This window comes from Knoellia flava TL1 (assembly GCF_000768675.1).
GTDB lineage: Bacteria > Actinomycetota > Actinomycetes > Actinomycetales > Dermatophilaceae > Knoellia > Knoellia flava.
The window spans coordinates 105618-118468 of sequence record NZ_AVPI01000001.1 but is presented as its reverse complement, the minus strand read 5'-3'; the positions used below and the strand labels follow the sequence as shown (position 1 = coordinate 118468).

Genomic DNA, 12851 nt, shown 5'->3' with positions numbered 1-12851 from the left:
GGTCCTAGGGACCGTCACAGCAGCTCGAGGGTCGCGGGGTCCGGCTCGCCGTCGAACCACTTCTCGAGCACCCCGTCGAACAGCGCCCGGTCGAGCTCGACCTCCGCAGCGCACGAGAGGAGCGTCATCGACGACCGCAGCTTCATCGCGTCGACGGACCCGAATACCGCCACCGCATCCGGCTCGTCGAGCTCGAGCAGCACCTCGGCGCACTCGCGCAACCGCTGTCCGAGAACGGGATCCGCGAGGTAGGCGCGCGCCTCCGCAAGCCCCGACACGGCATACCTCTGCGCCATCTCGCTGCGGCCGAGCCCCTCGACCTGGGGGAAGACGAACCACATCCAGTGGCTCGTCTTGCGGCCGCGGCGCAGCTCGGCGAGCGCCGTCGCATAGGTGCCGCCGGCGTCCTGCGCCTCGACGAACCGGTTCAGTCCCACGGCAACCACTTCGGCAAGTCTCGCGATGCCGCGGACGTGAACTCCGGCGCGCGCTTCTCGCGGAACGCCGCCACGCCTTCGCGGCCGTCGTGCACGCTCGTCCACCACATCGCGAGCGAGTCGACGCGGTGCGCCTCGAGCGGGTGCGGCTGAGCGGCGTTGCGCCACATCATCTGCCGGGTCAGTGCGGTCGCGACCGGCGAGCGTCCCGAGACGAAGCGACGAGCGAGCCCGTATGCCGTGTCCAGCAACGCTTCCGGCTCCACCACCGAGCGCAGCAGGCCTCCGTCGAGGGCCTCCTCGGCGGTGAGGACGTCGGCGGAGTAGGTCCATTCCAGCGCCCGCGAGATGCCGACGAGCCGCGGCAGGAACCACGATGAGCAGGCCTCGGGCACGATCCCGAGCCGTCCGAAGACGAAGCCGATCCGCGCCGACGTCGATGCGAGCCGCACGTCCATCGGCAGGGTCATCGTCGCGCCGATGCCGACGGCGGGGCCGTTGATCGCGGCGATGACCGGCTTGGTGCAGTCATAGATGGCGAGCACGACGCGACCGCCGGTGTCGCGCACGCCGTCCGCGATCTCAGGGGAGTCGAGGCGCTCGCGCATGTCGTCGAGCGTCGGCGCCAGCGACTCGTCGAGCCCGAAGACGTTGCCCTCGCGCGACAGATCCATTCCGGCGCAGAAGGCGCGCCCCGAGCCGGTGACGACGACGGCGGCCACCGTGTCGTTGTCGTTGACCCGCCTGAAGGCGTCCTCGAGCTCGCGCGCCATCGTCACCGTGAAGGCGTTGAGCGCGTCGGGCCGGTGGAGCGTGAGCGTGAGGATCCCGTCGTCGGAGACCTCCCAGAGCAGGGTCTCGTAGGCGGGCGGGCCGTCGGTGGACATCATCTCCCCAACGTACGGGGCAGGATGGGAGCGTGACAGACAGTGGCCGCAGCCTTCCTCGGCGTCCCGTGCACTTCGGTCCCGACGCGCTCGAGGCGCACGGTGGCACCCTTCCGGGTCCCGCCGAGACGACCGAGATCGCCCACCAGACCGCCGCCGTCCTCGTCGGCACCGGGCGAGCCGCCCACGACCCCGAGGTCACCGCACGACTCGTCGCGCTCGTCGACGAGCTGGGCCTGTCGACGGTCGCCGACCTGTGGGCCGGACGACCCGCGCGCAGCCTGCCCGGTGCCCTCTGGCGCCTGTATGCCGTCCGCGAGTGGGTGCGTCGCCAGCCGGTCGAGGCGAGCAGGCAGTACGCCGCGGGGGTGCGGTACACCGACGTCGCCCACGCCGTCGCCGGGGTGGCCGAGCCCCCGGGTCCGGAGGAGGTGAAGTCGCTCGCGGACGAGATCCTCACGGGCGTCTTCGAGGGTGACCTCGCGGTCGCGCTGGAGCGTGCGGCGGCCTTCGCTTCGGTCGTCGCCGCAGGCCGGGCCGACCTCGCACACGACCGCGACGACACCGACCCGGCCTGGGCCGGAGCCCTCACGACGAGCGCCGCGGCGATGCAACGCACCGGCGAGGACCTCGTCGCGTGCGCCCGGCTGTGGCGGGCCGACGAGCTCGACTGACGCTTGCGTCCGCAACTGTGGTGGCTCCACCGGCATCTTGCCGGACGCAACGGTGACCGAAGCTCCGGTGGGACGAGAGTGTCGGTGGGCGGACGGCATACGGGATTGTGGTTCGGGAACAGACTCGGGGCATCGGCGCGTTAGGCTCTCGTGGTGGTGCCGGACCGCGGCAGCCCCGGGTCCCAAATTCAGCCGCTACGAGCGGCCACGCGCCGTGAGGCGCTCCCGGTCCGGCACCGCTTCTCGTCCCGGGGGCCTCCCGCGTCACACGAGTCGCACGGGTTGCGCGAAGGCGAACCGAGCGGTAACGGCCGATGACGTGGATCTGGCCGGGAGGCCGTAGCCTTGTCCGCGACCGTTGACCTCGAGCCTTTTCGGAGCACTCACGTGGGCTTCCGCCTGACCCCCCAGGACACCGGGTTCTACGACCTGTTCTCCCAGTCCGCCGCGCACCTCGTCGAAGGCGCCGCCGAGCTCACCGCCATCCTCGGCGCACAGAGCCAGGAGGAGCGCGAGGCGATCGCCAAGCGCATGGACGAGGTGGAGACCTCCGCCGACGAGTCCACGCACGAGCTCATCCGCAAGGTGAACAGCTCGTTCATCACGCCCTTCGACCGTGAGGACATCCACGGTCTGGCCAGTGCGCTCGACGACTGCGTCGACCACATGGACGCCGCGGCCGACCTCGTGGCGCTCTACCGGATCGACACGTTCCCCAAGGGCGTCGTCAAGCAGGTCGAGATCCTCTCGCGGATGGCCGAGGTCACCGTCGAGGCGATGCCGCGGCTGCGCTCGATGAAGGACCTCAGCTCCTTCTGGATCGAGATCAACCGCCTCGAGAACTCCGCCGACAAGGCCTACCGCCGCATGCTCGCCGAGCTCTTCAACGCCGAGGGTGCCGACGCCATCACGGTGATGAAGCACAAGGAGCTCATCGACGAGCTCGAGGCCGCGGCCGACGCCTTCGAGACCGTGGCCCACAAGGTCGAGAGCATCGCCGTCAAGGAGTCCTGACCACCGTGGAGAGCTGGATCCCGGTGGCCCTCGTCGTCGCGCTGGCGATGGGCTTCAACTACACCAACGGCTTTCACGACGCCGCGAACGCGATCGCGACGTCGGTGTCAACCCGTGCCCTCACCCCGCGCATCGCGCTCGGCATGGCGGCCATCGCCAACCTCGCCGGAGCGTTCCTCGGCACCAAGGTCGCCAAGACGGTCGGCAGCGGCATCATCGACGCGCCCGCCGGCAAGGTCGGCCTGACGATCTGTGCCGCCGGCCTCGTCGGCGCCATCGCGTGGAACATGCTCACGTGGTGGTACGGCCTGCCCTCGTCCTCCTCGCACGCCCTCATCGGCGGCCTCGGCGGGGCGGCGATCGCTGCCTCGTCCACCGTGCACTGGGGAGCGGTGCTCGAGAAGGTCATCCTGCCGATGATCGCCTCCCCGATCGTCGGGCTCATCGTGGGCTTCCTCGTCATGACGGCCATCCTGTGGCTGTTCAAGGGTGGACACCCGGGCAAGGTCAACCGCAACTTCCGCTACGCGCAGACCGTGTCCGCTGCCGCCATGGCGTTCGGTCACGGGATGCAGGACGCCGCGAAGACCGCCGGTGTCGTCGTGCTCGCGCTCACGGTCGGTGGGTTCGCCGCCGAGGGCGACGACGCGATCCCTTTGTGGGTCCTCGTCATGAGCGCCGTGGTCATCTCCGCCGGCACGTATGCCGGTGGGTGGCGGATCATGCGTACGCTCGGCCGCCGCATCATCCACCTCGACCCGCCGCAGGGCTTCGCGGCGGAGACGACGGCTGCCGCCGTGCTCTACGTTGCGACCGCCACGGGTGCCCCGATCTCGACGACCCACGCCATCACCTCGGCGATCATGGGCGTCGGCTCGACGAAGTCGGTCAAGGCAGTGCGTTGGGGCGTGGCCAAGAACATCGTCGGCGCGTGGATCTTCACCTTCCCCGGCGCCGGCATCGTCGCCGCCCTCACCTTCCTCCTCCTCAAGCTCATCATCGGCCTCTGACCCCCCGCGCTGATCCCGACTTATTGCGCAGGAGCGACAGTTTCAGGCCCCCAGACGGGCGATTCGTGTCGCTCCTGCGCAATCAGTCAGGTCGCGGCTGCAGCATGAGCACCGGTAGCGGGCAGTGACCCGCGCGGGCTCGGCCCGCTCGATGGCTGACCGCAGGCGGTCCGCCAGCGGGGTCATCGCCAGCGCATCGCGCTGCCCCCACCGGCAGACCACGAGTCCGAGGTCTCCCAATCGGTCCTCGCGCTCGCGCTGTTCGTGGATCGCCGTCCGCATGATCGAGAAGACGTCTGTGCCTTCACCGGGTTCCGCCCCGATCTCGTACTTGCCCCGGCCGTCCGCCTCGCCGACGACGCCCAGCTCCGGCCACAACGCGTCCACCCGTGCAACGAACCTCCCCGCCGCATCGAGGACGGTCACCTGAGGCACTCCGGCAGGAAGCCCGGAGGCATGGACTGCCCAGGCCGAGGCTGACTCCAGCCAGTTCTCGCGCAGCGGATCGCAGATTCGGAGCAGCGTGTCGACGCCGGAAATCCCCGGCAACTGGCGCTGGTGGCGGCGCATGTCGCGCAGCTGAGGAAGCGAGGTCAGCCCTCGGCGCATCGCAGCGTCCATGATGGCGAGGGCGTCTCGTGGGTGAAGGTCGCGGGCGCAGTCGACGACCGTTCGCGTCGGCGTGAGGTGTGCACGACGGCTCGCCACGACCACATGACCGGGTGGCGTCCGCCCGCGATGGAACTGGCGCCACTCGTCGGCTCGACTGGTCCTGCGGTCGTCGAGCAACGTCATGGAGACCTTCGAGACCGTGTATGCCGGGTGTGGCAGTCCCATGAGGACCGCCAGACTGAGGTGGCTCACCATCGCATCCGGTGTGAGTCGCACCGCCGCCCGGGCCAGTTGAGCGTGCCGCACCCACGGTGCGAGCTCCTCCCAGGCCGAGCGGACGGCATACAGGCTTGGGGCGAGGCGCGTGAGGTGACCGGAGACCGCAGCCCTCTCCACCCCGCGGACGGTGAAGCCGGCGCCGGCCGCCTCGGCGCGCCCGAAGGGCTGGGGGAGGCCGCTGAAGTCCTGCATGCCCTCAAGGCTCAGCGCCCAAGGCACGATGCGCCGCGCGTGGACGGCGCCCTGTGGACAACGAGGGGCGCGACGAGGCCGTGTGGACAAACGGCGCGCCGCCGCACCCGCACCAACTGATTGCGCAGGAGCGACAAGAACAGGGCCGAAATCGGCGGTCTGGTGTCGCTCCTGCGCAATCAGTCGCGGAAAGGAGGGGGAAGGGGAGGGGGTCAGCCGAAGCGGCCGGAGATGTAGTCCTCGGTGGCCTTCTCGGACGGGTTGCTGAAGATGCGCTGCGTGTCGTCGACCTCGACGAGCCGGCCCGGCTGTCCCGTCGCCTTGAGGTTGAAGAACGCCGTCTGGTCCGACACCCGCGCCGCCTGCTGCATGTTGTGGGTGACGATGACGATCGTGTACTGGCTCTTGAGGTCGTTGATGAGGTCCTCGATGGCGAGCGTCGAGATCGGGTCGAGCGCCGAGCACGGCTCGTCCATGAGCAGCACCTGCGGCTCGACCGCGATGGCGCGCGCGATGCAGAGCCGCTGCTGCTGACCACCGGAGAGCCCGGCGCCGGGCTTGTCGAGGCGGTCCTTGACCTCGTTCCACAGGTTCGCACCCTTGAGCGAGCGCTCGACGACCTCGTCGAGCTGCTTCTTGTTCTTGACGCCGTTGAGTCTGAGGCCGGCGGCGACGTTGTCGCGGATCGACATCGTCGGGAACGGGTTCGGCCGCTGGAAGACCATGCCGACGGTGCGACGCACCGCCACCGGGTCCATCGAGGAGGCGTAGAGGTCCTGGTCGTCGAGCGCGACCTTGCCCTCGACGCGGCCGCCGGGGATGACCTCGTGCATGCGGTTGAGCGTGCGGAGGACGGTCGACTTGCCGCAGCCGGACGGGCCGATGAAGGCCGTCACGGAGCGGGGCTCGACGGTGAGGGACACGCCCTCGACGGCCTTGAAGTCGCCGTAGTAGATGTCGAGGTCCTTGACGTCGATGCGCTTTGCCATGGGTGCTGTCGTTTCTCTCTTGGGGTGCGAAGTGCAGGGGGTATGCCGTGTGCGCGGCCTGGCGTCAGCTCTTCACCTTGCTGAACCGGCCGATGAAACGGCCCGCGATGTTCAGCACGAAGATGATGAGGATGAGGGTGAGGGCGGCGCCCCAGGTGCGGTCGATCGCCGGCTGGAGGTTTTCGCTGTAGTTCTGGTAGATCATCGTCGGCAGCGTCGGCATGAGGCCGTCGAAGAGGTTCGTCGCGATGACGGCGGTGTAGGGGCCGAGGATGATGAGCGGCGCCGTCTCACCCATGACGCGGGCGAGGCCGAGCAGGACGCCGGTGACGATGCCCGAGAACGACGTCGGGATGACGATCTTCATGATCGTCTTCCACTTGGGCACGCCGAGCGCGTAGGACGCCTCGCGCAGCTCGTTGGGGACGAGCTTGAGCATCTCCTCGGTCGAGCGGACCACCGTGGGGATCATGAGCATCGTCAGGGCGAGGCACACGGCGAAGCCGATGCGCTGGAAACCCAGCGTCGTCACCCACAGGGCGTAGATGAAGAGGCCGGCGACGATCGACGGGATGCCGGTGAGGATGTCGACCATGAAGGACACGACCTTCGCGAGCCGGCCGCGCCCGTACTCGACGAGGTAGACCGCCGTGAGGACGCCGATCGGCACGGAGATGAGCGCGGTGACGGCAGCCTGGATGAGCGTGCCCTGGATCGCGTGGACGGCGCCGCCGCCCTCTCGCCGGGCGGTGATGCCGGACTGGGAGAGCGACCACCAGTCGACGCTGGCGATGATCTGGCCACCCTTGACGATCGTGGCGCCGAGGATCCACACGAGGGGGATGAGGGCGACGACGAAGGCGGTCCACATGACGACGCGGGCCAGCTGGTCGCGGAACGCCCGGCCACCGGACCGGCCGCCGAAGTCGTCACCCACCGGGGTCGCGGGGGTGGTGGGCGGCGCCGACTCGTCGACGGTGCTCAGGGTGCTCATTCGGTGAAGGCCTTCCGGCGCTCGATGACGACCCGGGCCGCCGCGTTGACGATGAACGTGAGGAGGAAGAGGACGAGGCCCGCCGCGATGTAGGCGCCCGTCTTCTGCGCCGAGTCGAACTCGCCCGCGTCGTTGGCGATGCGCGACGCGAAGGTCTCCCCGCCACCGAAGATCGAGAACGAGAAGGCACTCGACGTGTTGAGCGCGGACAGCAGCAGGGTGACGGCCAGCGTCTCGCCGAGGGCGCGACCGAGGCCGAGCATGGCCGCCGAGATGATGCCGGGCTTGCCGAAGGGGATGACGGCGGTGCGGATCATCTCCCACTTCGTCGCGCCGAGGGCGAGGGCGCCCTCCTTGTGGGCGGTCGGCACCTGGCTGAAGACCTCGCGCGAGATCGCCGTGACGATCGGCAGGATCATGATGGCGAGGATGACGCCGGCGAAGGCCAGGGTGCTCTTGGCGCTCGGCGTGCCGGTGTACTCGAAGAACGGCAGCCAGCCGAGCACCCGGTCGATGACCGTGGCGACCGGCTCGAAGTACTGTCCGGCGACCTGGAGGCCCCAGAACCCGTAGACGATCGAGGGCACCGCGGCGAGCAGGTCGACGAGGGTGGCCGCCGGCTTGTTGAGCCAGCCCGGTGCGTACTGGGTGATGAAGAGCGCCACCGCCACGCCGAGCGGCACGGCGATGAACATCGCGATGATCGACGTGACGATCGTCGCCCAGAGCAGGTCGACGATGCCGAAGCGGGGCTGGGCGCCACTCGGAACCCACTCGCGAGAGGTGAGGAAGTTCGCCTCGTTGTTGAGCAGCGAGGGGACTGCCTGGATGACGAGGAAGAGCCCGACGAGGGTCACGAGGGCGAGGACGAGGATGCCCGAGCCGGTGGCCAGCCCGCCGAAGATCCGGTCGCCGAGGCGTCCGGTCCCGGCCCGGTCGGCCTCGAGGGGCGGGCGGCCGTCGCCGCTGGGCAGCTCGTCGATCGCGCTGTGCCCGGTGATCGATGACACGAGGTCGGTTCCTTCCAGGGGTGGGAGCAGGGGTGAGGGGGCGAGGCCGTCGGCCACGCCCCCTCAGTCGACCCGAGGGGGCCGACGCGTCCGCTGGGAGTCGGTCAGGAGATCGCGTCGATCGCGGTCGCGACCTTGGTCTGGACCTCGGCGGGGAGCGGCGCGTAGCCGATCTCCTCGATGGTCTTCTGCGCCTCCTCCGAGGCGAAGTACTTCAGGAACGCCTTGATGTTCTTCTGCTTCTCGGCGTCCTTGCCCTTCGAGCAGACGATCTCGTAGGTCACGAGGTTGATCGGGTAGGCCCCGGCCTCCTTCGTGGCGTAGTCGAGCTTGAGCGCGAGGTCGTTGCCCGTGCCGGTCTGCTCTGCGGTGGCGACGGCCTTGCCGACCGACTCGCTGGTGAGCTCGACCGGGCCGGCGCCGTTGTCGATCGCGGCGACGCCGAGGTCGTTGTCCTTGGCGTAGCTCCACTCGACGTAGGTGATGCCACCGTCGGTGGACTTCACGCCCTCAGCGACACCGGCCGACTTGGCCTTGCCCTCGCCCTTGCCGTCCCACGTCTTGGCGGGCTCGCCCGGCCAGTTCGCGGGGGCCGCGGCCTTGAGGTACTTCGTGAAGTTCTCGGTCGTTCCCGACTCGTCGGAGCGGAAGAAGACCTTGATGGCGGTGGCAGGCAGCTGGACGCCGGAGTTGGCCGCGGCGATCTTCGGGTCGTTCCAGGTGGTGATCTTGCCCATGAAGATGTCGCCGGCGACGGCCGGGGTGAGGTTGAGCTTGTCGACGCCCTTGACGTTGTAGGCGACGGCGATGGGGCCGGTGACCATCGGGATGTTCCACGCGGGCGAACCGCAGGCGGCCTCGGCCTCCTTGGCCTCGATCTTGCCGTCCTTCTCCACGGTCTTGAGCGCCGAGTCGGAGCCCGCGAAGTCGACCTGGCCGGCGATGAACTGCTTGATGCCGGCGCCGGAGCCCGACGGGTTGTAGTTCACCTGGGCGCCGGAGCACTCGGACTTGAAGCCTGCGGCGACCTCCTCGAAGGCGTTCTTCTGGGCGGAGGAGCCCTCCGCGCTGAGCGTGCCGTCGAAGCACTCGGCGCCGGCCGAGCCGCTGGCGGTCGAGTCCGCGGCGGCGGAGTCGCCGCCGGTGTTGTCAGAACCGCAGCCGGTCAGGGCGATGGAGCCGACGAGGGCCAGGGAGGCCATCGCACCGAGACGCGAAATCTTCACTGTCATACCTCTCACGTGGAGCAGGGAGTCTGGGTCGGGACGTGGTGTACCGACAGTGCGAAGGTAGGCAGAGCTGGTGTCCGGTTCGCCCGTGCAGGGTGAACGAGGCGTGAACGGTGCTCGGCCATTGGCTGTCGCGTTGTTCAAGCGAAGCGCGCCGCAGCGGCCGCGCCGCCACGACGGGTGCCGCCTCAGGGCAGGTGGCGCTCCACGGCGACGACCCGGGCGTCCGCGCCCACCCCGGCGACGTGGCACACGAGCGCCTCACCCTTGGCGAGGTCGTCGTCACGCGCCTCGACGAACCGCTCGAGCATCGCCACCGCGTCCCCGCCCTCGAGGTGGAGCCGCTCGGCGAGCACGCCGAGCACGGCCGCCATGACCGGACCGTGGGTGCACACGGCGGCCGGCTCCCCGCGCTCGAGCAGCCGCTCGACGTGCTCGACCGCCCGCCCGGGCTCAGCCTCGTGCCCCTCCTCCGACAGCCCACGACGGGTGCGCGGCTCGATCCCCAGGGACACGGCATACGGGGCGATCGTGTCGAGACACCGCAGCGAAGGCGACGTGAGCACGCGGGTGATCCCGTATGCCGTGAGCACCGGCACGAGGTCGCGTGCCCTTTGCGTGCCCCGCGCGTCGAGGGGGCGCTCGCGGTCGTCACCGTCCCAGTCCGAGCGGGCGACGGACTTGGCGTGGCGGACGACGACGAGGGGCCAGGTGTCGAGGGCGCCGTCGCCGTGGGCTCGCACGAGCGCCCGCAGCTGCTCGCGGTCGTGGGCGTAGTCGAGGCGGACGTTGGCCTCGGCGACGTCGAGCCAGTCGACGGCGTCGATCTCGTTCTCGAGGCGGCCGTGGCCGCCGGTCACGGTGGCCGACCAGTAGTGGACGACCTTCTCGCCGCGGGTCCCGGCTTTGGTGAGGACGAGGTAGCGGGCCTCGGGCAGCGGGGGCCCGAGGCGCACCGCGAGTCCGGTCTCCTCGAAGGTCTCGCGCACCGCGGCCGCGGCCCAGTCCTCACCGGGGTCGAGCTTGCCCTTGGCCCACGACCAGTCGTCGTAGCGGGGACGGTGGACGAGCGCCACCTGGAGCACGCCCTTGCGCACCCGCCACGGCAGCGTGCCCGCCGCGGGGATGACCTCGGGCCTCTCGGGCCGCTCCGACGGGCTCAGCGGCGCCGCGCCTTGCGTCGGCGCTTGGCGTGCATCTCGATGAGCGCCGCCTGGATGTCGGGCAGCGGCTCGCCGTCGGCGTCGAGGTGGCGGCGGCTCCAGCGGCCGTCGGCCCCGAGCGACCAGTGCGAGAACTTGCCGCTCATGCCCTGGGCAATGAGGGAGCGGAGGTCGTCGAGGTGGCGCGGGTCGGCGAGGCGGACGAGGCACTCGACCCGGCGGTCGAGGTTGCGGTGCATCATGTCGGCGCTGCCGATCCACGCCTCGAGGTCGTCGCCGGTCCCGAAGAGGAAGACCCGCGAGTGCTCGAGGAAGCGGCCGAGGACCGAGTGCACGGTGACGTTCTCGGACAGGCCCTCGACGCCGGGGCGCAGGGCGCAGATGCCGCGCACCCAGACGTCGACCTTCACGCCGGCCATCGAGGCCCGGTAGAGCGCGTCGATGACCTGCTCGTCGACGATCGAGTTGACCTTGATGCCGATGTAGCCGCTGCCGGGCTTGTCGCGCTCGGCTGCCACCTGGCCCTCGATGCGCTCGACGAGCCCGCTGCGGACCGATCTCGGGGCGACGAGGAGCCGCTTGAACTTGCTTCGCGGCGCGACGCCGGAGAGCTGGTTGAAGAGACGAGTGAGGTCGTCGCCGACCTGGGGGTCGACGGTGAGGAGGCCGAAGTCCTCGTAGATGCGCGCCGTCTTGGGGTTGTAGTTGCCGGTGCCGATGTGGCAGTAGCGGCGCAGCCCGTCCTCCTCCTGGCGGACGACGAGGCTGAGCTTGGAGTGGGTCTTGAGCCCGACGATGCCGTAGACGACGTGGACGCCCGCGCGCTCGAGCTTGCGGGCCCACGAGATGTTGTTCTGCTCGTCGAAGCGCGCCTTGATCTCGACGACCGCGAGGACCTGCTTGCCGCTGTCGGCCGCGTCGATGAGGGCGTCGATGATGGGGGAGTCGCCGCTCGTGCGGTAGAGGGTCTGCTTGATGGCGAGGACGTTGGGGTCGGCCGCCGCCTGCTCGATGAAGGCCTGCACCGACGTCGAGAACGAGTCGTAGGGGTGCTGGAGCAGGACGTCCTGCTTGCGGATGCTCGCGAAGAGGTCGCGGGCCTTGGCGCTCTCGGTCGGCGCGAGGTCGCTGTTGGTGCGGGCCACGAACGCCGGGTAGTGCAGCTCGGACCGCTCGAGGTCGGCGATGATGTTGAGCCCGCGCAGGTCGAGCGGCGCCGGCAGCCGGTAGACCTCCTGGTTCGTGACCCCGAGCTCCCGCACGAGCAGGTCCATGACGTGGTCGTCCATCTCGTGGTCGACCTCGAGCCGGACGGGCGGGCCGAACCGGCGCCGGGTCAGCTCCTTCTCGAGCGCGGTGAGGAGGTTCTCGGCGTCGTCCTCCTCGACCTCGAGGTCCTCGTTGCGCGTCACGCGGAAGGTGTAGTGCTCGTGCACCTCCATCCCCGGGAAGAGCTGGTCGAGGTGGGCCGCCATGACGTCCTCGAGGGGGACGAACCGCACGTCGTAGACGTCGGTCGACGCGTCGCCCTCGCCCACGCGGAGCAGGCGCGGGAGCAGTGGCGGCACCTTGACCCGGGCGAAGTGCTCCTTGCCCGTCTTGGGGTTGATGAGGAGCACGGCGAGGTTGAGCGACAGGCCGGAGATGTAGGGGAACGGGTGGGCCGGGTCGACGGCCAGCGGCGTGAGCACCGGGAACACCCGCTCGGTGAAGAGCTCGCCGAGGCTGGCCTGCTCCTCCTCGGAGAGCTCGTCCCATCGGACGACCTCGATGCCCTCCGCCTCGAGGGCGGGCTGGACGAGGTCGTCGTAGACGCGCGCCTGCATGGCGAGCAGCTCGTGGCTCACCACGGAGATCTGCTCGAGGACCTCGCGCGGCTCGAGACCCGACGCCGAGCGGACCGCGAGACCGGTCGCGATGCGCCGCTTCAGGCCGGCGACCCGCACCATGAAGAACTCGTCGAGGTTCGAGGTGAAGATCGCGAGGAAGCGGGCCCGCTCGAGGAGCGGCACGTTCTCGTCGGCGGCGAGCTGGAGGACCCGCTCGTTGAACTGGAGCCACGAGATCTCGCGGTCGAGGAAGCGGTCGGCGGGCAGGCCCTCGGACTCGTCGGCGTGTGCCGCAGCCGACGGGCGCACGAACCGTCCGTTCGACGCGCGCGGCTGGGCGGCCCGGGCCTCCGTTGCCGAGGCGCTCGCGATCGAGACCTCGGTGACGAAGCTGCTGTCCGTCGTCGTGTCCGTCTCGGTCGGCCCGTCAGCGGCGTCCGCACGCTCGACGTCGCGGGTTCCGGGCGTGGTCGACGTCGTCATGGGTTCATCGTGTCAGCATCGGGTGAACAACGGGAGACGTGCGCCACAG

12 protein-coding genes are annotated in these 12851 nt (G+C 69.9%); 3 read left to right on the top strand and 9 right to left on the bottom strand.

The genetic code is table 11. The features are described from left to right. Window positions 1-14 precede the first annotated feature (14 nt). Window positions 15-437 (bottom strand): DUF1810 domain-containing protein, encoded by a 423-nt coding sequence (locus tag N798_RS00625; protein ID WP_035945385.1) that lies wholly within the window; start codon window positions 435-437, stop codon window positions 15-17. Then, window positions 428-1327, bottom strand: a complete 900-nt coding sequence (locus N798_RS00620) for a crotonase/enoyl-CoA hydratase family protein (protein ID WP_084099909.1) — start codon at window positions 1325-1327, stop codon at window positions 428-430. Before N798_RS00620 ends, N798_RS00625 begins: the two co-directional genes overlap by 10 nt. Before the next feature lie 29 nt (window positions 1328-1356). On the opposite strand from N798_RS00620, the gene N798_RS00615 reads away from it, so the two are divergent. The 3 genes from N798_RS00615 to N798_RS00605 all read left to right on the top strand — a co-directional run bounded on the left by N798_RS00615 (window position 1357) and on the right by N798_RS00605 (window position 4022). Next, a complete protein-coding gene (locus N798_RS00615; protein ID WP_035945384.1) occupies window positions 1357-1998 on the top strand; it encodes a hypothetical protein in 642 nt (213 codons plus the stop codon). Window positions 1999-2385: 387 nt separating this feature from the next. After that, complete coding sequence (locus N798_RS00610) at window positions 2386-3012, top strand: DUF47 domain-containing protein (RefSeq protein WP_035945382.1); 627 nt, start codon at window positions 2386-2388, stop codon at window positions 3010-3012. A 5-nt stretch (window positions 3013-3017) separates the two neighbouring features. Next, entirely contained in the window at window positions 3018-4022 is a 1005-nt protein-coding gene (locus N798_RS00605; protein ID WP_035945380.1) for an inorganic phosphate transporter, read from the top strand. A gap of 42 nt (window positions 4023-4064) precedes the next feature. Here the strand turns inward: N798_RS00605 and N798_RS00600 are convergent, their stop codons facing one another. The 7 genes from N798_RS00600 to N798_RS00570 all read right to left on the bottom strand — a co-directional run bounded on the left by N798_RS00600 (window position 4065) and on the right by N798_RS00570 (window position 12802). Then, on the bottom strand, window positions 4065-4817 hold the full coding sequence (locus tag N798_RS00600; RefSeq protein WP_156971556.1) for a hypothetical protein: 753 nt from the start codon (window positions 4815-4817) through the stop codon (window positions 4065-4067). Between the two features lie 500 nt (window positions 4818-5317). Then, a complete protein-coding gene (gene pstB / locus N798_RS00595; RefSeq protein ID WP_035945377.1) occupies window positions 5318-6094 on the bottom strand; it encodes a phosphate ABC transporter ATP-binding protein PstB in 777 nt (258 codons plus the stop codon). A 64-nt stretch (window positions 6095-6158) separates the two neighbouring features. Further along, entirely contained in the window at window positions 6159-7088 is a 930-nt protein-coding gene (pstA, locus tag N798_RS00590) for a phosphate ABC transporter permease PstA (RefSeq protein ID WP_035945374.1), read from the bottom strand. After that, complete coding sequence (gene pstC, locus N798_RS00585) at window positions 7085-8098, bottom strand: phosphate ABC transporter permease subunit PstC (RefSeq protein WP_035945726.1); 1014 nt, start codon at window positions 8096-8098, stop codon at window positions 7085-7087. Before pstC ends, pstA begins: the two co-directional genes overlap by 4 nt. A gap of 104 nt (window positions 8099-8202) precedes the next feature. Further along, window positions 8203-9324 carry a phosphate ABC transporter substrate-binding protein PstS gene (gene pstS / locus N798_RS00580; RefSeq protein WP_035945372.1) on the bottom strand — a complete coding sequence of 374 codons (1122 nt, stop codon included), beginning with the start codon at window positions 9322-9324 and terminating at the stop codon, window positions 8203-8205. A 191-nt stretch (window positions 9325-9515) separates the two neighbouring features. Then, on the bottom strand, window positions 9516-10424 hold the full coding sequence (locus tag N798_RS00575; protein ID WP_052116769.1) for an NUDIX hydrolase: 909 nt from the start codon (window positions 10422-10424) through the stop codon (window positions 9516-9518). Between the two features lie 62 nt (window positions 10425-10486). After that, window positions 10487-12802, bottom strand: a complete 2316-nt coding sequence (locus N798_RS00570) for an RNA degradosome polyphosphate kinase (protein WP_035945370.1) — start codon at window positions 12800-12802, stop codon at window positions 10487-10489. Window positions 12803-12851 lie beyond the last annotated feature (49 nt).